Below are 25,657 nucleotides of genomic sequence, written 5' to 3'. Positions count from 1 at the left end.
GGAAGCTGAGAGAGAAGCCGAGAGGAGCGCTCTCATGGCTCATGCGGCACCCGGACCCAGGACCGCGGGCAGGCGGCCCGGCACGACCCGTGTCTTCGGCGACCGGACCCACAGGATCACCAAGCTGGCGGTGCCCGTCGTCCTCGGGCTCGTCTACGGCTACTGGGCTGCGGCCAACGCCCGCTACGGCGGACCCGTCACCGGCTGGAACCTCCTGTTCGGGTTCCTCACCGCGCTGGTGTTCGCCGTCCTGTGCGCGGCCCTGCTGAACATCGCGCCGAAGTTGCGCCGCGAAGCGCACGCGGTGCTGTGGGGCGCCTTCTCCGGCATCGCGATCGGCTTCCTCGTCAACCAGTCCCACACGAGCGTGCTGCGCTCGGCGGCGCTGGGGCTGGCGACCGCGGCGGGCGTCTCCGCGTTCCTGTTCTACCGCTACTACACGCACGAGGACGCGAAGGGCCGCCGCGTCGAGTGACACGGCCCCCTCGTCCGCCCTCCCCGCGGCCACCGGTCCGGCACCGCGGGCGCCGGACGCTTCGGGCATCCCGGTACTCCGGTTGCCCGCCCCGCGTTCGCGTGTCCGGCCTCCGCCGCCTTGGCTGGGGAGATGCCTCCCGCCGCCGCACCGCCCCGCCGCGAGCCGACGCCCGCGCGCCTGCGCGACGCCCTGTCGGCGGCGCTCGTCGCCCTGGCGTGCCTGCTCGCGCCCTGCGGCGCGCTCGCGGCCTGGGCGGCGTACGGGCTGGCCGACACCGGACGGTACGTCGGCACGATGGCACCGCTGGCGGCCGATCCCGGCGTACGCGACGCGGTCGCCGAGGCCGTCGGGGACGAGGTGCTGCGGGAACTGGACACGGGGGCCGCCCGCTCGTCGCACAGCGCGTTCGAGCCGTTCGTACGGGAGGCGGTCCGCTCGTTCACCCGTACCGAGGCGTTCGCCACGGCGTGGGAGGCGGGGAACCGGGCCGTCCACGACGCCGTCCTGCACGCCCTGCGCGACGAGCGGGCGGCCTCCGGCCCGGTCACCGTCGACCTCGCCCCCGTCACCGCCCGGGTGAAGCAGCGGCTCGTCGCCGATCACATGCCGTGGGCCGAGCGCATTCCGGTCCGGCACACCGAGGTCGCGGTGGTGCCGGCGGGGGAGGTGCCCGGGCTCCGGCAGGGGTACCGCGTCCTGGCCGCCGCCGCCCTCCGGCTGCCGCCGGCGGCCGCCCTCCTGGCCGCCGCCGGGATCGCCGTCGCCGTCCGCCGCCGCCGCGCGGTCACCGCGACCGGGCTCGGCGTCGCGCTCGGCGGCGGTCTGCTCGCCGCCGCCGTCGTCATCGGCCGCCGTCTCACCCTGGCCGACCTGCCCGAGCCGGCCCACCGCCCCGCGGCGGGCGCGGTGTACGACGCCCTGACCGCCGCGTTGCGCACCGCGTCCTGGCTGTTGCTCGCGCTGGGCCTGGCGGTGGCCCTCGCCTCCTGGCTGACCGGGCTCCGCGGTCGCGGGCCCGAGCGCGGACCGCCGCAACCTCCCGCCGGACGCCCTCGTCCTTGAGGGAGGATCTCCGTGCATCCCGGTGCATCCCACCCGCGAGCGGAAGGCCGGACCTTGGAGACTGCGACTGCCGAGTGGACGGCCACCGAGGACGGCGCCGGACGCCGCCGCGGCGGCGGGCGGCGGTTCGGCGCGTGGTGTGCGGCGCTGCTCTTCGCCGGGGTGAGCGCCGTCGTCGGCTGCCGGACCGCCGGCATCGACGGCGTCACCCCGGTGCCCCAGCTGCTCGCGTTCCTGCCCTGGCTGCTGGTCCCCACCGCCGCCGGGCTGCTGTGCACCGTGCTCGCCCGGTGGTGGACCGGCGCGGTGTGGGGCGTCGCCCTGCTCGGGCTGCTGGCCTGGTTCATCGAGCCGTACGGGAAGACCGGCGAGCCCGCCGGGCCGCCCGTCGCCGAGCTGCGGGTGTTGACCTCCAACGTCGAGTTCGGCCGGGCCGCCGAAGGGCTGGTCGACGCCGTGCTCCGGGAGAAACCCGACCTGGTGTTCGTCCAGGAGTGCGAGTACACCTGCGACGCGCTGCTGAAGCGGGAACTGGCGGCCGCCTATCCGCACCGGCGGGCCGTCGAGGGCGGCGGCTCCGAGGGCTCCGTCATCCTCAGCCGCTTCCCGCTCGAGGGCACCGACGGCGTCCCCGGCACCATGGGCATGCCCGGCGCCGTCGCCGACGTCGACGGGCACGCGGTACGGCTCCAGCTCGCCCACCCCATGCCGCCGCTCCCCGGCCAGGTGGACCTCTGGCAGCGCGAGCTCGGCAGGCTGCGCGACGCGGCCGCCGCGGACCGGACGACCCCGACGGTGCTCGCCGGGGACTTCAACGCCTCCCAGGACCACGCCGCCTTCCGGCGCATCCTCGACACCGGCCTCGGCGACGCCGCCCGGCTGGCCGGCTCGTACCGGATTCCGACCTGGCCGGCCAAAACCACTCCGCGGTTCGGCGCCCAGATCGACCACGTGCTGGTGTCCGAACGGTTCGCCGCGGACCGGGCCCGCTTCCTCGACCTCGCCGACACCGACCACCGCGCGCTGGTCGTCGACCTGACCCTGCACCGCGGCGACTGACCCGGGCCCGTCCGCCCGCACCGCGCCCGGAGACGGACGGGGTGCGGGCCCCGCGGGAACCCGCACCCCGTGTCGCGTCGGCGTCGGCGTCGGACGCCGACCTCGGACGCCGACGTCAGACGCCGATGTCCCGCCCGTCGGCACGCCACACGGAGACCACGGACGGCCGGACGTACGTGCCGGGCCCGTCGGGCCAGGTACTGCCCGGGTTGTCGACCGACGCCCCGTCCACCTCGCCCGGGTGCTGCACGGCGATCAGCACCCGCCGGTCCTGGATGATCGGGCCGCAGGTCTCCGCGCCCCTCGGCACGGTCAGGAACTGCTTCAGCTCACCGCGCCGCTCCCCGCGCGTGGCGACGCCGAAGAGTCCGTCGTGCGAGCCGAGGGCGGCGCCGTCGGTGGAGATCCACAGGTTGCCGTGGGCGTCGAAGGCGACGTTGTCCGGGCAGGAGATGGGGCTGACGGAGTCCTTGGGGAAACCGGCGAAGTACGTCGCCGGGTCCTGCGGGTCGCCCGCCACCAGGAACAGCGACCAGGCGAACTCCGTGCTCTCCGGCCGGTTCCAGCGCTCGGTCAGCTCCAGGACGTGGCCGTGCTTGTTGGCGTTGCGGGGGTTGGCCTCGTCCGCCTTGGGGTTCGAGCCGACACCGCGGTTGGAGTTGTTGGTCAGGGCGACGTAGACCTTGCCGGTGACCGGGTTGGGCTCGACGTCCTCGGGCCGGTCCATCTTGGTGGCGCCCACCTTGTCGCCGGCGAGGCGCGTGAAGACGAAGACCTCCTCGGCGGTCATGCCCTCGACGTGCGAGACGGCACCGCGGGCGGTGGCGGTGGCCAGCGGGATCCACCGGCCGCTGCCGTCGAACTCGCCGTCCTTCGGGAGCTTGCCGGTGCCGTCGATCTCGACGGCCGGCGAGTCACCGGTCAGCTTGGCGACGTACAGGGTGCCCTCGTCGAGCAGCGTGAGGTTGTGCTCGCGCGCGGCCCGGCTGTTGCCGTTCTTCATCCGCTTGCTGCCGACGAACTTGTAGACGTAGTCGAACCGCTCGTCGTCACCGGAGTAGATGACCGGCCGCCCGTCGTGCGTCAGCCGCACGGTCGCGGCCTCGTGCTTGAACCGGCCGAGCGCGGTGCGCTTGCGCGGGGTGGAGTCCGGGTCGTACGGGTCGAGTTCGACGACGTACCCGAAGCGGTGCACCTCGTTGGGCTCCTGCGCGAGGTCGAAGCGCTTGTCGAAGCGCTCCCACTTGCGGTCGGTGGTGCCGGTGCCGATGCCGTACCGCTTGTCGGTGGCGCGGCTGCCGTTGGAGAAGTACTGGTTGAAGTTCTCCTCGGCGTGCAGCGTGGTGCCCCACGGGGTGGTGCCGCCGGCGCAGTTGTTGAGGGTGCCGAGCACCTTGCGGCCGGTCGGGTCGGCGGAGGTCTTCACCAGGTCGGACCCGGCGACGGGGCCGGTCAGGCGGAACTCGGAGGTGGCCGTGAGGCGCCGGTTGAGGTGGTGCCGGGTGACGGGCGTCAGCCTGCCGCTCTTCTTGTCCTCCTCGACGACGACCGCCGCGAGCCCGTGCGCGGCCCAGGCGATCTCCACCTGCTCACGGGTGGGGTTCTCGGAGTCGTAGTCACGGAACATGAGGATCTCGTCGGTGTACTCGTGGTTGGCCACGAGCACCTGCCGGCCGCGCTCACCCTTGAGGGGGAGCAGCGCCAGGAAGTCGACGTTGTACCCGAACTGCCCGGCCTGCGCCGCGGCGGTCTGGTTCTCCGGATCGAAGGCGGGCGCTCCGCGCAGGATGGGCTCGCCCCAGCGGATGACGACGTTCTGGCGGTAGCCCTCCGGCACGGTGACGGCGTCGGCGGTGTTGGGCGCGACCGGCGTGAACCGCAGACCGCGGGCGCCCTTCGCCTTGTTGTTGCCGTGCCCGTGACCGTGGCCCTTCCCGGCCGCGGGCGCCGCCTGGACCTCGGGGGCGCCGGCGAGGCCGACGGCGCCAGCGCCGGCCGCGACGACCGTGACGGCGGCGGCCGCCCGCATCATCGAACGGCGGCTGAGGGCGTCGGAGATGACGTCACCGACGTACTCGTTGGAGCTGGTGTTGGGCACCTCGTGGAAGCAGGCGTCACCACACCGGAAACGACAGGTCATGGCGGACCGGCCGCCAGGGTGCGAGCGGGACGGCGTTCCGATCAACGGCAACAACTTGCGCACGTGTCTCTCCTTGGAAACCCGGGGTGTCAGCGTGACCGTAGGAGTACATATGTGCGGCAGCCGGGCGCCGGGGTGAACGGAGAGTGAACCTGCGGAAGCGTCAAGGGAGTTGCTGAAAACGCGGCACGAGGGCCCGAGCAGGCCGGATAACGGCCTTGACAAGTACGGCACCCGATACCCGACCCTACCCAAGATCGCCCACAAGGGCCGCTAACCTTACGTGTCCGTCCTGGCCAGGGATTGACGGGCTACAACTCATGCGAAGGGTTGCGCACATGGGCATTCTCACTCTCCTGCGGAACGCGTTCGGTCGATCACGCAGGGCGAACACCGCAGAGGCGGAGGGTGCGACGCCGGTCGCCGAAACGGACGGTGCGGAACAAACCGCCCGTACGGACGAGGCGACCGCGGCCACCCCGACGCCGCCCGACCGGACCGACGAGCCCGCCGCGGCCGCACCGGCGGCCCCGAGGCTTCCGTCCCCCTCCCCCGAACCGACCCCCACGCCGACGCCGAAGGCCGAATTCTCCGTCCCGGAGCCCCGCACCGACGAGCACGACCTCGTCTCAGCAGCCTTCGACCACGTAACGCCCCCCACCCCGGAGCCGACGCCGGAGCCCGAGACAAAGACCGAGCCCATCCCCGAGCCCGAGCCCAAGGTCGAGACGAAGGCCGAGGTCAGGCCCGAGGCAGAGGCCGAGCCCACACCTGAAGCCGAAGCCACCCCCGAGGCAAAGTCCGAGCCCGAGACCAAGGCAGAGCCCGAGCCCGAGACCAAGGCAGAGGCCCCCAAGCCCGAGCCGGAGCCGACGCCCGAACCCGAGGCAGCCGAGCCCGAGACCGAGGTCAAGCCCGAGCCCGAGGCCGCCCCCGAAGCCAAGGCTGAGCCCGAGCCCGAGCCCGCCCCCGAAGCGAAGGCCGAAACCAAGGCCGAGCCCGAGGTCAAGCCCGAGCCCGAGGCCGCCCCCAAGGTGAAGACCGAGGCGGAAGCGAAGGCCGAGCCCGAGCCCGCCCCCGAAGTGCAGGCCGAGCCCGAGACCGCCTCCGAAGCGGAAGCCGGGCCCGAGGTCGCCCCCGAAGCAGCGGCCGAAACCGCACCCACCCCCGCCCCCGAGGCAGAGGTCGAGACCACACCCGAAGCTGAGGTCGCACCCGAGCCGGAAGCAGAACCCGAGCCGGAGGCGAAGCCCGAAGCCGAGCCGGAGCCGGCGACGGCTGCCGCCCCGGAAGCACAGCCGGAACCGGAGCCCGCACCCGCCGACGGCGAGGACGCCCCGCAGGGGCCACCCGCACCCGACGACGAAAGCCGCACGGGTGGTGCGGGTGGGAACCCCACCGAGGCCGAAGGCGAAGCCGAGGCCGAGCCGACCACCACCCCCTCGCTGCCCCAGGCACTCACCACCGCCCACGCCACCGCCGCCACCACCCTCGCGGAGCGAAACCTCACCGGCACCCGCGCCGCCGTCTACCTCGTACTCGACCGCTCCGCGTCCATGCGCCCGTACTACAAGGACGGCTCCGCACAGGCCCTCGCCGAGCAGACCCTCGCCCTCGCCGCCCACCTCACCGCCGACCCCGAGGCCACCACGGTCAAGGTCGTCTTCTTCTCGACCGAGGTCGACGGCACCGGCGAGCTCACCCTCACCGACCACGAGAACAAGATCGACACCCTGCACGCCTCCCTCGGCCGCATGGGCCGGACCAGCTACCACGCGGCCGTGGCCGAGGTCCTCGCCCTGCACGACAAGGCCGCCCCCGCGGGCACCCCCGCCCTGGTGGTCTTCCAGACGGACGGCGCCCCCGACGCGAAGACCCCCGCCACCCAGGCCCTCACCGAGGCGGCGAAGACCCACCCCGCGGTCTTCTTCTCCTTCGTCGCCTTCGGCGACCCGGAGAACAAGGCCTTCGACTACCTCCGCAAGCTCAAGACACCGAACACCGCCCACTTCCTCGCCGGCCCGTCCCCCCTGGAACTCACCGACAAGGAGCTCTACGAGGCCGTCCTGAAGTCCTGGCGCCCGTAGCCCCACGGGGGCACCCCCCAGCACGTCCCGCGCCGCCCGCTTCTCAGCACGTAGAACGAGAAGCGGGCGGCGCACCCGTGTCGGCTACGATTTGGAGATTCCGTACGTTTCAACCTGGGAGCAGCCCCCGATGGCTCGACACCTCATCACCAGCGCCCTTCCGTACATCAACGGGATCAAGCACCTGGGCAACATGGTGGGGTCCATGCTCCCGGCGGACGTCTACTCCCGTTACCTGCGCCAGCGCGGCCACGAGGTCCTGTACATCTGCGCGACCGACGAGCACGGCACCCCCGCCGAGCTGGCGGCGAAGGAGCAGGGCCTCCCGGTCGACACGTTCTGCGCGCAGGCGCACGACGCGCAGAAGGCCGTCTACGACGGCTTCGATCTCGCCTTCGACCACTTCGGCCGCAGCTCGTCGCCGCAGAACGTCGAGATCACCCAGCACTTCGCCCGCCGCCTGAACGAGAACGGTTTCATCGAGGAGCGCTCGATCCGGCAGGTCTACAGCCCGGCCGACGGCCGCTTCCTCCCGGACCGCTACGTGGAGGGCACCTGCCCCCACTGCGGCTACGACAAGGCCCGCGGCGACCAGTGCGAGAACTGCACGCGCGTACTGGACCCGACCGACCTGCTCGACCCGCGTTCGGCGATCTCCGGCTCCACGGACCTGGAGGTCCGCGAGACCAAGCACCTCTTCCTCCTCCAGTCGAAGCTCCAGCACGAGGTCGAGGAGTGGGTCGCCCGGCACGAGGAGGAGTGGCCCCAGCTGGCTGCCTCCATCGCTCGCAAGTGGCTGAACGAGGGCCTGCACGACCGTTCGATCACCCGTGACCTGGACTGGGGCGTCCCGGTGCCGGCCGACACCTGGCCGGAGCTGGCGGCCGAGGGCAAGGTCTTCTACGTCTGGTTCGACGCCCCGATCGAGTACATCGCCGCCACGAAGGAGTGGGCGGACTCCGCTCCCGAGGGCGAGACCCGGGACTGGAAGTCCTGGTGGTACGAGGCGGACGACACCGTCCGTTACACGGAGTTCATGGCGAAGGACAACGTCCCCTTCCACACGGTGATGTTCCCGGCCACCCAGCTGGGAGTCCGCGAGCCGTGGAAGAAGGTCGACTACGTCAAGGCCTTCAACTGGCTGACGTACTACGGCGGCAAGTTCTCCACCTCCCAGAGGCGGGGCGTCTTCACCGACCAGGCGCTGGACATCCTCCCGGCGGACTACTGGCGGTACTTCCTCATCGCCAACGCGCCCGAGTCGGACGACTCGTCCTTCACCTGGGAGCACTTCACCGCCACGGTGAACAAGGACCTCGCCGACACCCTCGGCAACTTCGTCAACCGTGTCCTGTCCTTCTCGAAGAAGCGCTTCGGCGAGGCGGTCCCGGCGGGCGGCGAGCCCGGCGAGGCGGAGACCCGGCTCGGCGAGGAGATCGCCGGGCTCCTCGCCGAGTACGAGTCCCAGATGGAGGCCAAGCAGTTCCGCAAGTCGGCGGCCGCGCTGCGCGCCCTGTGGTCCGCGGGCAACTCCTACCTGGAGGAGAAGGCCCCCTGGCTGGAGATCAAGACCGACCAGGACGCCGCCGCCCTCACCCTGCGCACGGCGATGAACCTGATCCGCCTCTACGCGGTGGTGTCGGAACCGTTCATCCCGACGGCGGCGGCCGCGATGCGCCGGACGTTCTCCCTCGCCGACGACACGGCGACCTGGGTCACCGCCGAGGAGGCCCGCGCGCTCACGTCGGTCCCGGCCGGCACCCCCTTCACCGTCCCGCCGGTCCTCTTCGCCAAGCTGACGGACGAGGACCTGGAGGCGTACAAGGAGCGCTTCGGCGGCGAGCCGGAGTCCGCGTAACGACCGCGCACCACCGACGTCAGGGCCCGGGAACAAAGGTTCCCGGGCCCTGACGCGTTCGCTAGCGTCTCAGCACGACCACTTCACCCAGGGGGGCGCTCATGGCACTGTTCGGCAACGCACACAGCATCGACCCGGCGTCGGCACAGCAGGACTACGCCCGCCTCCTGGGCCACGGCGAACAGGTGCACGCCGCCTACCTGCTGATCCGCGACACCATCCTCTTCACCGACCGCCGGCTGATCCTGATCGACAAGCAGGGCATCACCGGCAAGAAGACCGAGTACCACTCGATCCCGTACCGCAGCATCAGCCACTTCGCCGTCGAGACCGCCGGCACCTTCGACCTCGACGCCGAACTGAAGATCTGGATCTCCGGTGCCCCGGCCCCGGTGCAGAAGACCTTCACCAAGGGCGTCGACATCTACGAGGTCCAGGCCATCCTCACCCAGTTCGTGGCCCGCTGACCCGCACGGAGCCCACCGCCTCCGTCACGACCACGAGCGGAACCACGACCACAACCGGGTCCCGGGAGCCGACGCCACGCACAGGCCCGGATCGACCGACAGCATCCCGCGGGGCGATGCGCAGTCGAACGGTCAGCTTCCCGACGCGTGTGCCACGAAGTCGGCCCACGCGCCGGGCGCGAGCGCCAGACGGGGGCCGTCGACGTTCTTGGAATCGCGGACGTGCACGGTGCCGGGGGTGAGAGCAAGCTCGACGCAGGAGTTGCCGTCGTTGCCGCTGCTGTAGCTGCTCTTGAACCACGCCAGCTCGGAGGCGTCCCCGGCAGTGGTCTTGCGGATCATGTCTCTCCCAGCAGTTGTTCGATGAAGGCCAGCGACTCCCGTGGCGAGAGGGCCTGAGCCCGGATGGTGCCATACCGCAACTCAAGGATGCGCAGGTGTTTGGGTTCCGAGGTCGGACGACCGTTGAACGCGCCATCGGAGCGGCCCACCGCCGAACCATCCGCGAACTTCAGCAGCTCGATCTTGCCGTCCATGCCGGAATGCGTCTCGCAGTTCAGCGGCATCACCTGAAGAACGACGTTGTGCAGCCGACCCACCTCCAACAGACGTTCGAGCTGCTGGCGCAACACCATTGTGCCCCCGATCGGGCGGCGCAGAGCCGCCTCTTCCAGGACGAAGCTGAGCGCAGGCGCGGGTGAACGCTCGTAGATCGACGAACGAGCCGCGCGTGCTGCCACCATCCGCTCCACCTCCTCCGGGGAGTAGGGAGGCTGCATGGCTTCGAACAGGGCGCGTGCGTGGTCGGGGACCTGCAGAAGTCCGTTGATGCCGTTGCTCTCGTAGATGCCGATCTCTACTGCCTGGGCTTCCAGCTTGGCCAGCTCCCGAACCGTTTTCGGATACCGGACCTTCTTCACGTCCTCCCAAGCCGCCGCGATGAGTCCGCCCGCCTCCAACACCTCGTCGGCCCTGTCCAGGTACTCCTGCCGGGGAATCCGCTTGCCGCCCTCGACCTTGTACACAAGGTCATCCCCGTACCCGATCGCCCCCGCGAAGTCGACGACCCGCATCCCCACGGCTTCCCGCCGCAGCCTCAACTGGCGCCCCACCGTGGCGAGAACGGCCACGCCCCACTCGTCGTCCGGGTCCACCTCCCACCCCGGTTCGTCCGCCTCGGTCCGGAGCCGTACCGCCTCGCCGTCCACCGACATACCGCACTCCTCTGTCGTACCGCCGTGCTGCAACTCCCTTGCCCGCAGGCCGGTTTCCGACGGTCCGGACAGCGGCCGACAAGCCCCGACAGTCACCCTACGTGTCGAGACTGTCACTGTTCACGGTAAGCACGTCCGGCCACTCTCGGTGAGGTGAACAGCAAAAAGTCCACCCAACTCGTGTCGACCACCGACCACTTCAGCGTGCTCCTGTCACCCACACCCCGAGGCGCCCGCCTCGCCCGGCTGCTCGCCACGGACTGGATGCGCGACCGGGACCTGCCCCACCGCGTCGCCGAGGCCGCCGAACACCTCGTCGCCGAACTCGCCGCGAACGCGGCCACTCACGGCCGGCTCGCCGGACGCGACTTCCGCCTCGCACTCCTGGACCGCGGCGCGACCCTCCGCATCGAGGTCACGGACACCCGAGGTGACGACCTTCCGCTCTGCCGCGTGCCCGCCCCCGACGCCGAGTCCGGACGCGGCCTGCTCCTCGTCGAAGCGCTCGCCGACCGCTGGGGCGTGCGGCTCGGACCGGTCCCCCGCAAGACCGTATGGGCGGAACTCGATCTACCACCAGCCTGACCAGCGGAAACGGCTCAGGCACCGGAACCCGAGCGCGTGTGTTCCGGTGCCGTCGGCCGTCTTTTCCAAGGACCACGAGAGGGAAAGAACCCCCACCAAGCCCCACCCCTCCCGCCCACGGTGCACGCTCACTCTCGCGAGTGAACATCACCGACTGAGCTGGATATGTGACGGGTTGTCTGCCCTACGCTCAGCGCAGCACGGCACAACGACCCCAGACACACGACGGCCCCCGCCGGGACTGGCATCCCACTGCGAGGGCCTGACCACCAAGGAAGAAAGCAGCTTCCCGATGGATACCCGAAACACTAGCGTGCGCCCGCACGCCCAGTCCCGTAACGGCGGGAAAACCAACCCCTCCCGGAACGCCCACGCGAAGGGGCACCCCGGCGGCGTCACCCACGACAACTCCCGCCACACCACCCGCTTCACGGTGATCGGCAACCACCTCACCCAGCACCCGGACCTCTCCCTGCTGGCGATCGGACTGGCCTGCCACATCCAGTCCCTGCCCGCCGGTGCCCCCGTCGGCATCAAGTCCCTGGCCGCCCGCTTCCCGGAGGGCACGACCCGGATCGCCGACGCCCTGCGCGAGCTGGAGACGCACGGCTACCTGCGCCGTACCCGCGAACGCACCCCGACCGGCCGGATCGTCACTCGCACCGTCTCCTGCAACCAGCCTGGCCGACGCGACGCCATGTCCGAAACGGGCGAGGCGCCCAAGCCCCCGGCCCGCCGCGCGGCCACCGCCCCGCAGCAGGAACCCGCACGCCGCCGCGCCCTCCCCGCCGTACCGAAGCCCGCGTACACCTCCCCCGACCTCCTCCAGGCGGCCACCGACGTCCTCGCCGGCCTCCGTCGCGAGGACCCCCGCCTGCTGCTCTCCGCCACCGACGCCGAACATCTCACCCCCGGCGTCGCCGCCTGGCTGGAACGGGACCTGACCCCCGCCGCCGTACGCAGGGCCCTGGCCGGCGACCTGCCCCTGGAGCCCCTGGTCCGGCCCGCCGCCTTCCTGGCCCACCGCCTGACGGCCAAACTGCCGCCCCTCCCGCCGTTCCGCGCCCCCGAACCGCCCCCGCCCGTCCGGCACCCCCTGCGCAACTGCGACACCTGCGACCGCGGCTACCGCGGTCCCGACCCCCACCACTGCCAGGGCTGCGCCTCAGCGGGTGTCGGTTCCGGTGTCCCCGACACCGGAACCGACGAGCCGTCCCTCGTTGAACAGAGCCGACCGTGACAGGCCGCTCGCGGCCTGCCCAGTTCCCGGTCCGGCTCCTCCGCGGCACCGTCCGGATACTCTGGCCGGGGCACCCTGTGGAGGACGCCATGAGTACTCAGGCCGATCACGGGCACGAGCTGATCCCGCGTCCCGAACAGACTCCTGACGCCCTGCGCACGGCTCTCGCCGTGGTCGACCCGGGGCGCCTGGACGAGATGCAGGCCACAAAGGACGACGCCTTCACCAAGGCCGTGGAGTGGCAGTCCCTGAGCCCCGTGCGGAGCTGGGTCCTCACCTGGGCCCGAGACATCGAGATCGCCCGGCGCCCTGCTCTGTCCTCCCGCTTCGCGCAGGCACAGAACAGGCTGGAGCACGAAGATCCCGCCATCGCCGAGGAGGCTCTGCGGGAACTGAGCGCCGTCCTGGACGAAGCCATGAGAGCAGTGCGCGGTTGAGCTGGAAGTGGGAGTACGCCTTCGGTGCGGAGGAAACCGCCCGCACCGCACCCGCCGAGTTCCTCGCTGGTGTGGAGAGGAAGGCGGACGAGTTGGTCAGAGCCGCCGAAGCCGTCCACATTCACGGCCGGGCCCACGAGGACATCGACCCGAAGGGGGCGACGTCATCGTCCCCGGCGGCATGTTCAGATACCAGGTCGTCGTACGCAGCGAGCGTGTCCACATCGTCCAGATCACCTACCTGGGGTACTGAAATCAACGACGACCGTTCTGCTGTGACCGGCGACAGCTGGCGCGAGCGCAGGCGCGCGCTCCTTCAAGGCGAAGAGCTGGGCGTACTACGTCGCCTACCTGCGTGCCAAGTACGACCTTCCCGTCCTGCTGGTCGCCGTCTGCCGCGACCGCTCGACGGCGGCCTGGGCGATGGGCCCCTTCGAGTGCACCGTGGGCCCCTGGACCACCCAGGTCACCCGCCCGTTCGTCCTGGGCCCGCAGACCGTCCCGGAGGTCACCGACGAGTCAGTGGTGGTCCAGCAGCCGGCCATGGCGGCACTGTCGGCCATCGTTCACAGCCAAGGCCGGAGGGCGGCCGCCATCAGAACCTAGCCAGGGGACGCCCCGCTTCAGCGGGGTGGGGAATGGCTTCTCTCACTGCTCTGACCTCGGCTTTCTGTACTGATCTGCACTGTTGTCAGTGGGGCCCGCTAGGTTGTCTGCACTGGCTGTGACCGTGCGATTGCGACAGTGGGTGGTCCGGGATGATGCGTGCCTACAAGTTCCTTCTCCGGCCCACGGTCCGCCAGGAGCAGGCGCTTGCCGGAATGCTGCGGGATCACTGCTCGCTGTACAACGGCGCGCTCCAGGAACGCCGGGACGCCTACCGGCACGCCTCGAAGACCACTATCCGTTACGGCGGTCAGTCCGCGCAGCTCAAGGAGATCCGGGCGTTCGACCCCGAGCGGCAGGGCCGCTGGTCGTTCTCCTCCCAACAGGCCACCCTGCGCCGTCTGGACAGGGCGTTCACCGCGTTCTTCCAGCGGGTGAAGGCCGGTCTCACGCCGGGCTACCCCAGGTTCAAGGGTGTCGGGCACTTCGACACGGTGACCTTCCCGAAGGACGGGGACGGCTGCCGCTGGGACTCCACCCCGCACGACCCGCAGACCCGGGTGCGGCTGCAGGGTGTCGGGCACGTGCGCGTGCACCGGCACCGGCCCGTGCGCGGCCGGGTCAAGACGATCAGCGTGAAGCGAGAGGGCCGCCGCTGGTACGTGATCCTGGCCTGTGACGACGTACCGGCCGAGCCGCTGCCCGCGACGGGAAGCATCGTCGGTATCGACATGGGTGTGAGGCACTTTTTCACCACGTCCGACGGTGAGCACGTGGAGAACCCTCGTTTCCTCCAGGTGATGGCGAAGGAGCTGGCCGCCGCCCAGCAGCACCTCGCGACATTCCCCAAGCGGACCCGGCAGCACACCAAGCGCCACCGCGCGGCGGCCCGGAAGGTCGCCACGATCCACGCGAAGATCCGCAGGCAGCGGCTCGACCACCACCACAAGGCCGCACACACGCTCGTCGCCGAGCACGACGTGATCGTCCACGAGAAGCTGAATACTGCCGGGATGACCAAGAGCCCGGCGGCCAGGCCCGACCCCGAGCGGCCCGGCGGTTTCCTGCCGAACGGGGCCGCCGCGAAGGCCGGGCTCAACCGCAGCATCCTCGACGCGGGTTGGGGGCTGTTCTTCGGAATCCTGGCGCAGAAGGCTGAGAGTGCCGCTCGCCGCATGATCCCGGTGGACGCCCGCAACACCTCCCGTACCTGCCCCGACTGCGGGCACGTCGCCAAGGAGAACCGCGTCACCCAGGCAAAGTTCGAGTGCACCGCGTGCGGCTTCCTCGCGAACGCCGACCACGTAGGCGCGCTCAATGTGCTCAGCAGGGCCGGGCTGGCCCTCTGCGACGGTGCTTAGCCACCGACACAGGAAGCCCGCCGCTTCAGCGGGGGTGGAGTCACACTGGAAACGGTCGCCCGCGGACTCGTGTCCTTCGAGCCGGACATCACGAAGTACTGGTTCGAGGTGGTGGAGGTCGGTCTGGAGTCCACTCCGGCCAAGGAGAACTGGAGGAAGCTGATGCAGAACGTCGTCACCCACTTCCCGGGGCACGGAACGCTCTTCGAGGAGAAATACCTGGAGGGAAAGGCCGAGGGAAAGGCCGAGGACATCCTGCGCGCACTGCAGGTACGCGGGCTCACGGTCTCCGACAGCGTCCACGAGCGCATCACCACCTGCACCGACCTCGACACGCTCACCACCTGGTTCGACCGCTCCTTGACGGCCACCACGGCCGAGGACGTTCTCGCGGAGGACCCGACCGCCCCGACGGACGCCTCCGAACAGCCATGAAGACATGACGTCAGAGGCCGTTCATACCCGTCATGAACGACGGCGAGGGCCCGGAACCGATGTCGGACGTCGGTTCCGGGCCCTCGTCTCTGTGTGACTGCTTCGGCTGCGTCTTGCGGACCGTCAGATGGAGTCCCTCGGTGCGCGGCAGGATGTCGCGGTGCATGGGCTCGCGGCGCAGGTCCAGGAAGCGGTCCCGTGGCTCGTTCAAGATCCAGGAGCGTGAGAAGGACCGAAAACCCCCTGGTAGAGTCCGCTCACTTGTGCGAGAGCAGGGGAGGCCCTCGCCGGGAGGGAACCTCACGTGGGCAGACACGCCCTGCGACGGGGCGGTCTGGCCGCCACCGTCGCCACGCTCGCGGTCGCCGTCGCGGCCGCATCCGTCACCGTCCTCACCGGAAGCAGTGACCCCGCTCGGGCCGCGGGCGCGCAGAGCGCGGCCGGCACCACCAGGATCACGCTCACCGACCCGGCCTCGACCCAGCCGCGCGGCGAACGGCTGTTCGCCGCCGGTACCGGTGGCTTCCTGCACCGGCAGTCGGGAGTCCCCGGACTGCTGTGGACGAGCTATGCCGACGGCACCACCGTCGGCGTGCGGACCCCGGACGGCGTCTTCACGCCGACGGCGCCGTGCGAAGACCTCGGCTCGCTGTGCCGCCAGGCCTGGTACGGCTCGGACGGCGACCTCGTCGCCCTGCCGACGAGCACGTCCGCCACCACCGTCACCCTGTGGGACCCGGTCACCCGCAAGACGTCGACCGTGACGTCCGCGTACCCCTACCGGGCACTGGCCGGGACCACCGTCGTCACCAGCCGTACCCTCGTCGACACCGTGGCCGGCGAGCGCCGCGAGCGCCCCTTCGCACCGGCCGACGTGGTGGTCAACAGCGGCTATGTCCTGGCCGCCGACGCGGCCGGGGTGCTGGTCAGGTCGGGCAGCAACCTGTACTACATCGACATCGAGTCGGCCGCCGTCACCAAGGCGTTCAGCGGCGTCTCCGCCACCGCCCCCGCCGTCCTGAGCGAGGACAGGATCGGCTGGTACGGCGACGGCGGTCTGCACCTCAAGCCGCGCACCGAGCCGGGCGGCGAGGAGGAGTTCGTCGAACTGCCGGGTCCCTACCAGAGTGCCAAGCCGGTCCTGACCGGTGACTGGCTGCTGCTGCCTCCGCAGACGGGCGCCAGCAGTCTGACGGCCCTCTCCCTCACCGACGGCTCGTCCCGCACCCTGCTGGAGAAGGCCAGCAGGTTCGCGGTACGCGGCCCCGGCGACACCGCTCTCGTCAGCGGCGGCACGGGCGCCACCGACTGGTGGGTGCAGCGCGTGAGCACGGCCGCGGACGGCACGCCGAAGCTGACGAAGCTGTACCAGGTGCCCGCGGTCGAGAACGCCAAGACGGGCATCGCCCTCAGCCGCGGCAGCCTGCGGGTCGCACAGGTCGACCCCGGCAACGCCAACGGCCTCCACGCCACCTCCGTACGGACCCTGACGACCAACGGCGGTACGGTCCTCACCGCCTCCCCCGCCACCGAGAGCACCAAGATCCACCCGAAGTGCCCCTACCCCGGCACCACGTGCTCGGCTCTGTGGGGCAACACGGTCGCCTCCCCCCGGGACGTCTACCTGGAGGGGGCCTCCGACGTCTACGAGGGCGGCCCCGAACCGGGCTCGGACCGGCTGGTCCCGATCGGCTACCACGCCCTAGGGTTCAACACCACGGGCGGCAGCATCGTCGACGTCTCCGACGACTACGCGGTCTACGACTCCGGCGGTTCCGCCCCGGCCCAGTACGTCGGCCGGTTCGGCTACGGCCAACTGCTGAAGCGCTCGGTCCGGGCCGCCGCACTCAACGGCCCCGTGCTGTGGAGCGCCACCACCACCGCCGGCCGGGTCACCTCCTACAGCCTGGCGGAGAAGAAGACCCTCACCACGATCACCGTCCCGGGCGCGCGCTGCGTCCCGAGCGAGCTGCAGGCGGCGGGCCGCTGGCTGTACTGGTCCTGCGGCACTTCCTCGGCGGGCGTGTACGACACCGAGGCCGGCACCTCCCGTGCCGTCACCCCGGGTGACGTCCTGCTCGGCGACGGCTTCACGGTCCGCCACGACCACGCGGCCGGCACCCTCGTCCTGACCGACGCGGCCACCGGCGCCACCCGTGTACTGGCCTCCGAGGTGCCGGACACCGGCCTGGCCGCCGACCGCCGCTACCGCTGGACCGTGGACGAGTACACGGGCCTGGTGGCCTGGTTCGACGTCCACGAGCGCACCCATGTCGCCACGACCGGCTTCACCCCGTCGGCCCCGACCGCTTTCACGACGGACGCCGCCGCCCAGGCGAACCTGTCCGCCTCGAAGCCCTGGACCGGCACCTGGCTGCTGTCCCGCCCCGTCACCTCCTGGTCACTGACGTTCACGTCCGTGGAGAGCGGCGAGACCGGCAAGGCCACCCGCACCCTCACCGGCGGCGCGGCCACCGCGCGGGTGACGGCGAGCTGGAACGGCAAGACGGCGGGCGGTGTCCGCTTCCCCAACGGCCGGTTCAAGTGGAGCCTGAAGGCGACCGGCCTCGGCACCTCCAAGGCCGTGACCATCGGCAGCGGCAGCGGCACGCTGACCGGAGGCTCGCCCGTACGCCATGACTACAGCGGTTCGGACGGCATCGGCGACCTGCTCACCATGAACTCCACGGGCTCCCTGACCATCCACCGGGGCACGGGCAAGGGCACCTTCTCGACCAAGGTGGGCGGCACCGGCTGGCCGAAGGGGACCACGGTCGTACCCTTCGGCGACCTGAGCGGCGACCGCTGCAACGATCTCGTCGTCCGGCCGAGCAACGGCTCGCTGCGGCTGTACAAGCCGAAGTGCGGGGCCGCGCTGAAGGCCTCGACGCCGTACACCACGCTCGGCAAGAGCGGCTGGAACCAGTACGACATCATGGTCTCGACCGGTGACATCACCGGGGACGGACGCCCGGACCTGATCGCCCGCAAGACGTCCACCGGGGACATGTACCTCTACAAGGGCACCAGCACGGGCAAGCTCTCCGCCCGCGTCAAGATCATGAGCAACTGGAAGACGTACAAGAAGATCGTCGCCGTCGGCGACATCACCGGTGACGGCATCGGCGACCTGCTCACCCAGGACAAGTCCAACAACCTCTACCGCCACAACGGCACACGTACCGGCACCTTCAAGGCCCGCGTCAAGATCGCCACCAAGTGGGGCGGCTCCTACAACACCGTCGTCGGCGTGGGCGACCTCAACCACGACGGCGTCGGCGACCTGATCTCCCGGGACACCTCCGGCAAGCTGTTCCGCAACTACGGAAACGGAAAGGGCGGCATCGGCGCACGGACCCAGATCGGCACCGGCTGGGGCGGATACAAGGCCCTGTACTGACCGCGCCCGAACAGCGCCCGAACAGAAAGCGGCTCGGAACCGGTGTCCGGTTCCGAGCCGCTTTCACGCTGTGCTCGCGGCCTACTTCGGCTGCGGCTTGCGGACCGTCAGGTGGAGTTCCTTCAGGCGGGCCTCGTCCAGCTCCGTCGGCGCGCCCATCATCAGGTCCTGGGCGTTGCCGTTGAGCGGGAAGGCGATGGTCTCGCGGATGTTGGGCTCGTCGGCGAGGAGCATCACGATGCGGTCGACGCCGGGCGCGATGCCGCCGTGCGGCGGGGCGCCGAAGCGGAGCGCGCGCAGCATGCCGGCGAACTGCTCCTCGACGGTGTCGCGGTCGTAGCCCGCGATCTCGAAGGCCTTGAGCATGATCTCCGGCTCGTGGTTCCGGATCGCTCCGGAGGACAGCTCGACGCCGTTGCAGACGATGTCGTACTGCCAGCCCAGGATGTCCAGCGGGTCCTGGGTCTCCAGGGCCTCCAGACCGCCCTGCGGCATGGAGAAGGGGTTGTGGGAGAAGTCGATCCTCCCTGTGTCCTCGTCCTTCTCGTACATCGGGAAGTCGACGATCCAGCAGAAGCGGAAGACGCCCTCCTCGAAGTGGCCGGCCCGCTTCGCGGCCTCCACCCGGACCGCGCCCATGATCTTGGAGACCTCGTCGAACTCACCCGCGCCGAAGAACACCGCGTGCCCGGCGGCGAGCCCCAGCCGCTTGGTCAGCTCCGCGACGTTCGCCTCGGTCAGGAACTTCGCGATCGGGCCGGTGAGCGAACCGTCCTCGGCCACCCGCACCCAGGCCAGGCCCTTCGCGCCCTGCGCGACGGCGTAGTCACCGAGCTGGTCGAAGAACTTGCGCGGCTGACCGGAGACGTCCGGCACCGGCAGCGCGCGGACGTGCTTGCCGGCGAACGCCTTGAACTCCGAGCCCTCGAAGACGTCGGTGATGTCGACGAGCTCCAACTGGGCGCGGAGGTCCGGCTTGTCGGAGCCGTACTTCAGCATCGCCTCGCGGAACGGGATCCGCGGGAACGGCGAGGTCACGTGCCGTCCGTTGCCGAACTCCTCGAAGAGCTCGGTCATGAGCTTCTCGATGGGCTGGAAGACGTCCTCCTGCTCGACGAACGACATCTCCACGTCGAGCTGGTAGAACTCGCCCGGCGAGCGGTCCGCGCGGGCGTCCTCGTCGCGGAAGCAGGGCGCGATCTGGAAGTAGCGGTCGAAGCCGGAGATCATCAGCAGCTGCTTGAACTGCTGCGGGGCCTGAGGCAGCGCGTAGAACCTGCCCGGGTTGAGGCGCGACGGGACGACGAAGTCGCGGGCGCCCTCGGGGGAGGTGGCGCTGAGGATCGGCGTCGCCATCTCGTTGAAGCCCAGCGCCGTCATCTTGTGACGGATCGCCGAGATCACCGAGGTGCGCAGCAGGATGTTGCGGTGCATGCGCTCGCGGCGCAGGTCCAGGAAGCGGTACTCCAGGCGCCGCTCCTCGTTGACCCCGTCCTCGGCGTTGATCGTGAAGGGGAGGGGGGCCGCCGCGCCCAGCACCTCGACCTCGCCGACCTCGACCTCGATCTCACCGGTGGGCAGCTCGGCGTTGACGTTCTCCGCACCGCGGGAGACGACCTTGCCGTCGATCCGGACGACGGTCTCCTTGGAGAGCCGGTCGAGGGTCTCGTAGGAGGGTGTGCCCGGGCGGGCCACGAGCTGCGTGATGCCGTAGTGATCGCGCAGATCGATGAAGAGAATGCCGCCCAGGTCGCGCCGATTGTGCAGCCAGCCGCTCAACCGGACGTCGGTGCCGACGTCAGAGGCGCGGAGCTCGCCGCAGGTGTGGGACCTGTACCGATGCATCGTCGTTCATCCAGCCTTCGCGGATCGGGGTCTTGGTGTCGGGGTTTTGTTTCACGTGAAACTCCCCCAAGCCTACCGGCCACCCCAAGATCGCTTGCCCCGGACGATCCGCCGGCCCCACGCGAACGGCATCGGTGGCGTTTTTCTGCTGAATCTCCATAAAGTAGGGCAATGCGAACCGGCGAGTCCTTGCCGCCCACGGCGGATGTCCTCGCCCTCCTCGGCACCGGCAGGTGGCACTGGGACACGGCAGCCAAACTGGTCGTGGTCGACGGGGTGACGGCACGGCTGCTGGGGCTGCCCGCCGAGGAGACCACCCTCACGGAGCCCCAGGTACGCGCCCGGCTGCACCCGGCCGACTGGAACGAGATCGTCGGGGTGGTCCAGCTCGCCGTCGCCGAGGACACGCTCGCCGAGGTGCGCATCCGGGTCATGGACGACCAGGGACAGGTCGTGCGGGTGGTGCGCAGCCGCTCCAAGCCGACCTTCGACCCCCTGCGCGAGGCGTACCTCCTGACCGGCACCCTTCAGGAGGTCACCGATCCGGCGCCGGGTACTCCCGCGGGGCACAGGGCGGTCATCGGCGACTGGCGCCGGTCACGGGAGGCGTTCCTGCTGGACGCCGGCCGGGCGCTGGCCGAGGCGCGCTCGACGCGGGAGGTGCTGCGGGTCGCGGCCAACCTGGCGATGCCGGGCTTCTCACCGGACGGGTTCGCGCTGTTCGGCGTCGCGGGCGACGAGCTCACCGTCATCGGCCACCACGGGCACGACCCCCGCGCCGAGGGCTCGTTCCACATGCCGCTGGACACCGCCTACCCGGCCGCCGAGGTGGTGCGGACGGGCCGCGCCGTCTATCTGTCCAGCCCGGAGCAGTACAAGGACCGCTACCCCCTCACCTGGCCGCTCGCCGAGAGCTTCGGCCGTCAGTCCTGGGCGTTCCTGCCGCTGGTCGTGTCCGGCCGCACGATGGGCACCTGGCTGGCGGCCTTCGCCCACCCGGTCGCCTTCACCCCCGACGAGCGGTCGGTGCTGACCACCGTGGCGCGGATGCTGGCCCAGGCCCTGTCCCGCGCGGGGACCGCCGAGAACGAGCGGGCCCTGACCGACAGCCTGCAGCGCTCGATGCTGCCGAAGCTCGGCCCGCAGCGCATCCCGGGGATGAGCGTCGCCGCACGCTACGTCCCCACCGGCGGCGGTCTCCAGGTCGGCGGTGACTGGTACGACGTCATCCCGCTGCCCAGCGGACGGTTCGCCCTGGTCATCGGGGACGTGCAGGGCCATGACGTCCAGGCCGCCGGGATCATGGGCCAGCTGCGCATAGCCCTGCGGGCGTACGCCGCCGAGGGGCACCGGCCCGACGCCGTGCTCTCCCGCGCCTCCCGCTTCCTGTACGGGATCAGCGAGGCCGACCCCTACGAGCTGCGCTTCGCGACCTGCCTGTACATCGCGGTCGACCCCGACAGCGGGGAACTGGAGATCGCCCGCGCGGGACACCCCGACCCGGCGGTCCGCACGCCCGACGCGACCGTGCTGACCCGGCCGACGGCCGGCGGGCTCCCGCTGGGCATCGACCCGGACGCCGACTACCCCGTCACCCGCATGGTTCTGGAGCCCGGCGAGACCATGCTGGTCTGCACGGACGGTCTGATCGAGACCGGCGGCCACGACCTGGACACCGGCTGGCAGCGGCTGCGCGACGTCCTCGAACACCACCGGGGCGACCTGGAGGCACTGGCCGACGCCCTGGTGCAGGCCGTCCACGGTCCCCCCTCGCACCACACCCCCGGACCCCTGATCGACCGCCGCGAGGACGACATCGCCCTGATGCTGCTCTCCCGGCAGTGCCACGGCCCCGAACAGGAGCCGGTGGGGCCCTCGGTGCGCCGCACCATGCTGACGGTGGCGCAGACCGAGCCGGAACGGATCTCGGAGGCCCGGCAGCACCTGCGCCAACTGCTGCACGACTGGCGCTCGCCGGACCAGGTCGACTCGGCGGTGCTGCTGCTGTCGGAGATGCTCACCAACGTCCTCGTGCACACCGACACCGACGCGCTGCTCGTCGCCGCGGTCATCGCCGGGCGGGAGGGGCGCCGGATGCGGATCGAGGTCACCGACGCGGGCGACGACCTCCCGCACCGGCGCTCCCCCGGCGAGCTGGCCTCGTCCGGCCGCGGCCTCCTCCTGATCGAGTTCCTGGCCCACACCTGGGGCGTCGATCCCCGGGGCAAGGGGAAGAGCATCTGGTTCGAGCTGCACGAGCCGCCCGCAGAGCCGGACGCCACCGCTCGGCGGAGGGCCGGACCCTCACGGTGACACCGGGGGCGGAGCCTGCTCCTCCGGCGCGGTGTGGCGTCGGCGCAGTTCGTTCAGGACGCCGACGGCCGCCGCCGTCAGCGGCACCGCCATCAGCATGCCGACGATCCCGGCGACCGAGGCGCCCGCGGTGATGGCGAGCATCACGACCGCCGGATGCATCTGCACGGTGCGGCTCTGGATCATCGGCTGGAGCACGTGCCCTTCCAGCAACTGCACCGCGAGCACCACGCCGAGCACCCACAGCGCGATGACGAACCCCCGGTCGGCCAGCGCCACCAGCACGGCCACCGCCCCGGAGATGAACGCCCCGAGGTAGGGGATGTACGCCCCGACGAAGACCAGCGCGCCCAGTCCGAGGGCGCCCGGCACCTTGAGGACGAGCAGCCCGACGGTGATGCAGAGGGCGTCGATGAGCGCGATGAAGGTGGTCCCGCGCATGAACCCCTCGACCGCCTGGAAGGCCCGGCGGGCCATGGCCACCGCCGTCTCCCCGGAATCGGGCGGCACCAGCCCGCGCAGTGTGTCGGCGGCACGGTCGGAATCACGCAGGAAGAAGAAGACCAGCAGCAGCGCGAGCACCGCCATGGCGAGCGCCTCGCCCACCACGCCTACCCCGCTGAGGACACCCGACGCGGCCGTACCGCCGAACTTGGACAGCAGTCCGCGCGCGTTCGCCGCGATGTCGTCCAGCGAGGTGCCGGCCGCCCCGAAGTGACGGCTGAGATCCCGCGCCGCGGTCCTGAGCGAGGCGATGATCTGGTCCCCGGAGTCGATCAGCGCGGACACCACGATGTACACCGCACCGCCGACCACGGCGACGACGGCGACACAGGTGAGCGCCGCCGACAGGGACCGCTGCACCCCCATCCGCACCAGCCGCCGGTGCAGGGGCTGCAGCAGAGCCGTACCCAGCAGGGCGAGCAGGACGGGGATCACGGCCACCCGGAACTGCACGCACAGCAGGATCCCGACGTAGCCGACCCCGGAGACGAGCAGGGCGACGGCACACCAGGCGGCGAGACGCCGGACGGGTTCGGGCAGCAGCGGAGGCGGAGAGGAGTCCTGCACACCCCCACACGATCACGCCCGACACCCCCTGTCCAACTCCACCACCCCGCCCATGTCCCGCCCATGCCCCGCCCAGGGAACGGCGAGTGGCCCCGCCCGGAAACGGACGGGGCCACTCCACGCGCTCGGCCGGTCAGGACTCCCGCGGTCCCGAGCCCTCCATCCCGTGCACCGCCGGGATCGTGCCCAGGCGGCCCTTCTGGAAGTCCTCGAACGCCTGCTGGAGCTCCTCGCGGGTGTTCATCACGAACGGGCCGTAGTGCGCCATCGGCTCACGGATCGGCCGGCCGCCGAGGAGGACGACCTCCAGGTCCGGCGTGTTCGAGTCCTGCTTCTCGTCCGCGCGGACGGTCAGCGTGCCGCCGGCGCCGAAGACGGCCGTCTGCCCCAGGTGGATCGGACGGCGCTCGGCGCCGACCGCGCCGCGCCCGGCCATGACGTACGCCAGCCCGTTGAAGTCCTCGCGCCACGGCAGGGTCAGCTCCGCGCCCGGCGCGAGCGTCGCGTGGATCATCGTGATCGGCGTGTGCGTGATGCCGGGGCCCTCGTGGCCGTCCAGCTCACCGGCGATGACCCGCAGCAGCGCGCCGCCGTCGGGGGAGGTGAGCAGCTGGACGCTGCCGCCGCGGATGTCCTGGTAGCGCGGCGCCATCATCTTGTCCTTGGCCGGCAGGTTCACCCACAGCTGCAGGCCGTGGAAGAGACCGCCCGACATGACGAGCTGCTCCGGCGGCGCCTCGATGTGCAGCAGACCCGCGCCGGCCGTCATCCACTGGGTGTCGCCGTTGGTGATGGTGCCGCCGCCGCCGTTGGAGTCCTGGTGGTCGAAGGTGCCGTCGATGATGTAGGTGACGGTCTCGAAGCCGCGGTGCGGGTGCCAGGGGGTGCCCTTGGGCTCGCCCGGCGCGTAGTCCACCTCACCCATCTGGTCCATCATGATGAACGGGTCGAGGTGGCGGTAGTTGATCCCGGCGAACGCCCGGCGCACCGGGAAACCCTCACCCTCGAAACCGCTCGGCGCGGTCGTGACGGTGAGCACGGGTCGGGCCACGGCGTCGGCGGGCGCGGCCACACGGGGCAGCGTCAGCGGGTTCTCGACGGTCACTGCAGGCATGTCGGTACCTCCTCTTGTACGGCCATCTTAGTTGAACGTTGAACTTCCTGCCACCCCCAACGCGGAAAGCCCGGAGGGCATTCCCTCCGGGCTGCAGAGATTCCGGGGCGGACGGGGACACCCGCCCCGCGCACGGCGGTCGCGGTGGCGGCGACCACGACGGCGACGGCGACGGCGGTGACAGCGGTGACGGCTACGACCGCGGCGTTCAGCCGTACATGCGTCGCATCGCGAACTCGACCATCTGCTCGACGGCCTTCGCGTCGAACACCATCCGGTGCTCGCCCTCCATGTCGAGCACGAAGCCGTAGCCGGTGGGCAGCAGGTCGATCACCTCGGCGCCGGTGATCACGAAGTACTTGGACTCCTTGCCCGCGTACCGCCGCAGCTCCTTCAGCGAGGTGAACATCGGGATCACCGGCTGCTGGGTGTTGTGCAGGGCGAGGAACCCGGGGTTGTCGCCGCGCGGGCAGTACACCTTGGACGTCGCGAAGACCTGCTGGAAGTCCTCGGCGGTCACCTGGCCCGTGGTGAACGCGCGCACCGCGTCCGCGAGCGAGGGCGGGGACGGCTCCGGGTACAGCGGCGGCTGCTGCTGCCCGTAGCCGCCCGGCATCTGCTGCTGTTGCTGCTGCTGATGCTGCTGCTGCGGCGGGACGTACCCCTGCTGTGCCCCTACGTTCTGGTCGTAGCCGTACATGCGCGCAAGAGTACCGAGCGCACCGGATCCCCGGGCCGGTACGGGCGGGTGACGCGTTCCGCCGGCCCCGCCGGAGCGCGTAACGCGTCACAGATGACCGGATCAGGCTTGCTTCTTATTACCGGCGGGTAGCATAGTCGTAGCTACTTGCTGGTATGCAAACCCGTGCGAGGAACGAAGTGCCT

22 protein-coding genes are annotated in these 25,657 nt (G+C 70.9%); 14 read left to right on the top strand and 8 right to left on the bottom strand.

Annotation, left to right across the window (positions count from 1 at the left end; translation table 11 throughout):
* Nucleotides 1-34 precede the first annotated feature (34 nt).
* The 3 genes from ACWEQO_RS04705 (at nt 35) to ACWEQO_RS04695 (ending at nt 2,599) form a co-directional block, all read left to right on the top strand.
* Nucleotides 35-475, top strand: coding sequence for a hypothetical protein (locus ACWEQO_RS04705; RefSeq protein WP_452978891.1), 441 nt, complete (start codon nt 35-37; stop codon nt 473-475).
* A 132-nt stretch (nt 476-607) separates the two neighbouring features.
* Nucleotides 608-1,540, top strand: coding sequence for a hypothetical protein (locus ACWEQO_RS04700; RefSeq protein WP_452978888.1), 933 nt, complete (start codon nt 608-610; stop codon nt 1,538-1,540).
* A 54-nt stretch (nt 1,541-1,594) separates the two neighbouring features.
* Nucleotides 1,595-2,599 carry an endonuclease/exonuclease/phosphatase family protein gene (locus ACWEQO_RS04695; protein ID WP_452978885.1) on the top strand — a complete coding sequence of 335 codons (1,005 nt, stop codon included), beginning with the start codon at nt 1,595-1,597 and terminating at the stop codon, nt 2,597-2,599.
* Nucleotides 2,600-2,714: 115 nt separating this feature from the next.
* Here ACWEQO_RS04695 and ACWEQO_RS04690 read toward each other — a convergent pair whose 3' ends face one another.
* On the bottom strand, nt 2,715-4,802 hold the full coding sequence (locus tag ACWEQO_RS04690) for a PhoX family protein (protein WP_452978882.1): 2,088 nt from the start codon (nt 4,800-4,802) through the stop codon (nt 2,715-2,717).
* Between the two features lie 275 nt (nt 4,803-5,077).
* On the opposite strand from ACWEQO_RS04690, the gene ACWEQO_RS04685 reads away from it, so the two are divergent.
* From ACWEQO_RS04685 to ACWEQO_RS04675, 3 genes are all read left to right on the top strand, one after another.
* The gene (locus ACWEQO_RS04685) at nt 5,078-6,826 is read left to right on the top strand and encodes a VWA domain-containing protein (protein ID WP_452978879.1); all 1,749 of its coding nucleotides are present in this window, start codon (nt 5,078-5,080) and stop codon (nt 6,824-6,826) included.
* Nucleotides 6,827-6,956: 130 nt separating this feature from the next.
* Nucleotides 6,957-8,684, top strand: a complete 1,728-nt coding sequence (gene metG / locus ACWEQO_RS04680; RefSeq protein ID WP_361453794.1) for a methionine--tRNA ligase — start codon at nt 6,957-6,959, stop codon at nt 8,682-8,684.
* Between the two features lie 101 nt (nt 8,685-8,785).
* Nucleotides 8,786-9,151, top strand: coding sequence for a PH domain-containing protein (locus tag ACWEQO_RS04675; RefSeq protein ID WP_452978876.1), 366 nt, complete (start codon nt 8,786-8,788; stop codon nt 9,149-9,151).
* Nucleotides 9,152-9,283: 132 nt separating this feature from the next.
* On the opposite strand, the gene ACWEQO_RS04670 is transcribed toward ACWEQO_RS04675, so the two are convergent.
* Both ACWEQO_RS04670 and ACWEQO_RS04665 read right to left on the bottom strand, forming a co-directional pair.
* The gene (locus ACWEQO_RS04670; RefSeq protein ID WP_452978873.1) at nt 9,284-9,493 is read right to left on the bottom strand and encodes a DUF397 domain-containing protein; all 210 of its coding nucleotides are present in this window, start codon (nt 9,491-9,493) and stop codon (nt 9,284-9,286) included.
* Nucleotides 9,490-10,365 carry a helix-turn-helix domain-containing protein gene (locus ACWEQO_RS04665; protein WP_452978870.1) on the bottom strand — a complete coding sequence of 292 codons (876 nt, stop codon included), beginning with the start codon at nt 10,363-10,365 and terminating at the stop codon, nt 9,490-9,492. Before ACWEQO_RS04665 ends, ACWEQO_RS04670 begins: the two co-directional genes overlap by 4 nt.
* Nucleotides 10,366-10,518: 153 nt before the next feature.
* On the opposite strand from ACWEQO_RS04665, the gene ACWEQO_RS04660 reads away from it, so the two are divergent.
* The 6 genes from ACWEQO_RS04660 (at nt 10,519) to ACWEQO_RS04635 (ending at nt 15,029) form a co-directional block, all read left to right on the top strand.
* Nucleotides 10,519-10,950 (top strand): ATP-binding protein, encoded by a 432-nt coding sequence (locus ACWEQO_RS04660; protein WP_452978867.1) that lies wholly within the window; start codon nt 10,519-10,521, stop codon nt 10,948-10,950.
* 292 nt (nt 10,951-11,242) lie between these two features.
* The gene (locus tag ACWEQO_RS04655; RefSeq protein ID WP_452978864.1) at nt 11,243-12,190 is read left to right on the top strand and encodes a helix-turn-helix domain-containing protein; all 948 of its coding nucleotides are present in this window, start codon (nt 11,243-11,245) and stop codon (nt 12,188-12,190) included.
* A gap of 89 nt (nt 12,191-12,279) precedes the next feature.
* On the top strand, nt 12,280-12,627 hold the full coding sequence (locus ACWEQO_RS04650) for a hypothetical protein (RefSeq protein ID WP_452978861.1): 348 nt from the start codon (nt 12,280-12,282) through the stop codon (nt 12,625-12,627).
* 423 nt (nt 12,628-13,050) lie between these two features.
* Complete coding sequence (locus ACWEQO_RS04645; RefSeq protein WP_452978858.1) at nt 13,051-13,233, top strand: hypothetical protein; 183 nt, start codon at nt 13,051-13,053, stop codon at nt 13,231-13,233.
* 152 nt (nt 13,234-13,385) lie between these two features.
* A complete protein-coding gene (locus tag ACWEQO_RS04640) occupies nt 13,386-14,594 on the top strand; it encodes an RNA-guided endonuclease InsQ/TnpB family protein (RefSeq protein ID WP_452978855.1) in 1,209 nt (402 codons plus the stop codon).
* A 69-nt stretch (nt 14,595-14,663) separates the two neighbouring features.
* Nucleotides 14,664-15,029: a hypothetical protein gene (locus ACWEQO_RS04635; RefSeq protein ID WP_452978852.1), complete on the top strand. Its 366-nt coding sequence runs from the start codon at nt 14,664-14,666 to the stop codon at nt 15,027-15,029.
* 10 nt (nt 15,030-15,039) lie between these two features.
* Here the strand turns inward: ACWEQO_RS04635 and ACWEQO_RS04630 are convergent, their stop codons facing one another.
* On the bottom strand, nt 15,040-15,240 hold the full coding sequence (locus ACWEQO_RS04630; protein WP_361453761.1) for a hypothetical protein: 201 nt from the start codon (nt 15,238-15,240) through the stop codon (nt 15,040-15,042).
* A 93-nt stretch (nt 15,241-15,333) separates the two neighbouring features.
* On the opposite strand from ACWEQO_RS04630, the gene ACWEQO_RS04625 reads away from it, so the two are divergent.
* Nucleotides 15,334-18,429 (top strand): FG-GAP repeat domain-containing protein, encoded by a 3,096-nt coding sequence (locus tag ACWEQO_RS04625; protein WP_452978848.1) that lies wholly within the window; start codon nt 15,334-15,336, stop codon nt 18,427-18,429.
* 81 nt (nt 18,430-18,510) lie between these two features.
* Here the strand turns inward: ACWEQO_RS04625 and aspS are convergent, their stop codons facing one another.
* Nucleotides 18,511-20,274 carry an aspartate--tRNA ligase gene (aspS, locus tag ACWEQO_RS04620; protein WP_452978845.1) on the bottom strand — a complete coding sequence of 588 codons (1,764 nt, stop codon included), beginning with the start codon at nt 20,272-20,274 and terminating at the stop codon, nt 18,511-18,513.
* A 171-nt stretch (nt 20,275-20,445) separates the two neighbouring features.
* On the opposite strand from aspS, the gene ACWEQO_RS04615 reads away from it, so the two are divergent.
* The gene (locus ACWEQO_RS04615) at nt 20,446-22,587 is read left to right on the top strand and encodes a SpoIIE family protein phosphatase (protein WP_452978842.1); all 2,142 of its coding nucleotides are present in this window, start codon (nt 20,446-20,448) and stop codon (nt 22,585-22,587) included.
* Here the strand turns inward: ACWEQO_RS04615 and ACWEQO_RS04610 are convergent.
* The 3 genes from ACWEQO_RS04610 to ACWEQO_RS04600 all read right to left on the bottom strand — a co-directional run bounded on the left by ACWEQO_RS04610 (nt 22,579) and on the right by ACWEQO_RS04600 (nt 25,472).
* Nucleotides 22,579-23,658 carry an AI-2E family transporter gene (locus ACWEQO_RS04610; RefSeq protein WP_361453749.1) on the bottom strand — a complete coding sequence of 360 codons (1,080 nt, stop codon included), beginning with the start codon at nt 23,656-23,658 and terminating at the stop codon, nt 22,579-22,581. The genes ACWEQO_RS04615 and ACWEQO_RS04610 overlap by 9 nt on opposite strands.
* A gap of 133 nt (nt 23,659-23,791) precedes the next feature.
* On the bottom strand, nt 23,792-24,772 hold the full coding sequence (locus ACWEQO_RS04605) for a pirin family protein (RefSeq protein ID WP_452978839.1): 981 nt from the start codon (nt 24,770-24,772) through the stop codon (nt 23,792-23,794).
* Between the two features lie 208 nt (nt 24,773-24,980).
* Nucleotides 24,981-25,472 carry an SseB family protein gene (locus ACWEQO_RS04600; RefSeq protein WP_452978837.1) on the bottom strand — a complete coding sequence of 164 codons (492 nt, stop codon included), beginning with the start codon at nt 25,470-25,472 and terminating at the stop codon, nt 24,981-24,983.
* Nucleotides 25,473-25,657 lie beyond the last annotated feature (185 nt).

This window comes from Streptomyces sp. NPDC004051 (assembly GCF_053604275.1).
This window is presented reverse-complemented; position numbering and strand designations above follow the sequence as displayed.

What these genes read in the sequence shown, in the direction of transcription:
- ACWEQO_RS04675 (WP_452978876.1), top strand. Translation starts at nt 8,786, where the DNA reads ATGGCACTGTTCGGCAACGCACACAGCATCGACCCGGCGTCGGCACAG.
- ACWEQO_RS04615 (WP_452978842.1), top strand. Translation starts at nt 20,446, where the DNA reads ATGCGAACCGGCGAGTCCTTGCCGCCCACGGCGGATGTCCTCGCCCTC.
- ACWEQO_RS04600 (WP_452978837.1), bottom strand. Translation starts at nt 25,472, where the DNA reads ATGTACGGCTACGACCAGAACGTAGGGGCACAGCAGGGGTACGTCCCG.
- ACWEQO_RS04700 (WP_452978888.1), top strand. Translation starts at nt 608, where the DNA reads ATGCCTCCCGCCGCCGCACCGCCCCGCCGCGAGCCGACGCCCGCGCGC.
- ACWEQO_RS04705 (WP_452978891.1), top strand. Translation starts at nt 35, where the DNA reads ATGGCTCATGCGGCACCCGGACCCAGGACCGCGGGCAGGCGGCCCGGC.
- aspS (WP_452978845.1), bottom strand. Translation starts at nt 20,274, where the DNA reads ATGCATCGGTACAGGTCCCACACCTGCGGCGAGCTCCGCGCCTCTGAC.
- ACWEQO_RS04605 (WP_452978839.1), bottom strand. Translation starts at nt 24,772, where the DNA reads ATGCCTGCAGTGACCGTCGAGAACCCGCTGACGCTGCCCCGTGTGGCC.
- ACWEQO_RS04665 (WP_452978870.1), bottom strand. Translation starts at nt 10,365, where the DNA reads ATGTCGGTGGACGGCGAGGCGGTACGGCTCCGGACCGAGGCGGACGAA.
- ACWEQO_RS04645 (WP_452978858.1), top strand. Translation starts at nt 13,051, where the DNA reads ATGGGCCCCTTCGAGTGCACCGTGGGCCCCTGGACCACCCAGGTCACC.
- ACWEQO_RS04670 (WP_452978873.1), bottom strand. Translation starts at nt 9,493, where the DNA reads ATGATCCGCAAGACCACTGCCGGGGACGCCTCCGAGCTGGCGTGGTTC.
- metG (WP_361453794.1), top strand. Translation starts at nt 6,957, where the DNA reads ATGGCTCGACACCTCATCACCAGCGCCCTTCCGTACATCAACGGGATC.
- ACWEQO_RS04650 (WP_452978861.1), top strand. Translation starts at nt 12,280, where the DNA reads ATGAGTACTCAGGCCGATCACGGGCACGAGCTGATCCCGCGTCCCGAA.
- ACWEQO_RS04640 (WP_452978855.1), top strand. Translation starts at nt 13,386, where the DNA reads ATGATGCGTGCCTACAAGTTCCTTCTCCGGCCCACGGTCCGCCAGGAG.
- ACWEQO_RS04655 (WP_452978864.1), top strand. Translation starts at nt 11,243, where the DNA reads ATGGATACCCGAAACACTAGCGTGCGCCCGCACGCCCAGTCCCGTAAC.
- ACWEQO_RS04685 (WP_452978879.1), top strand. Translation starts at nt 5,078, where the DNA reads ATGGGCATTCTCACTCTCCTGCGGAACGCGTTCGGTCGATCACGCAGG.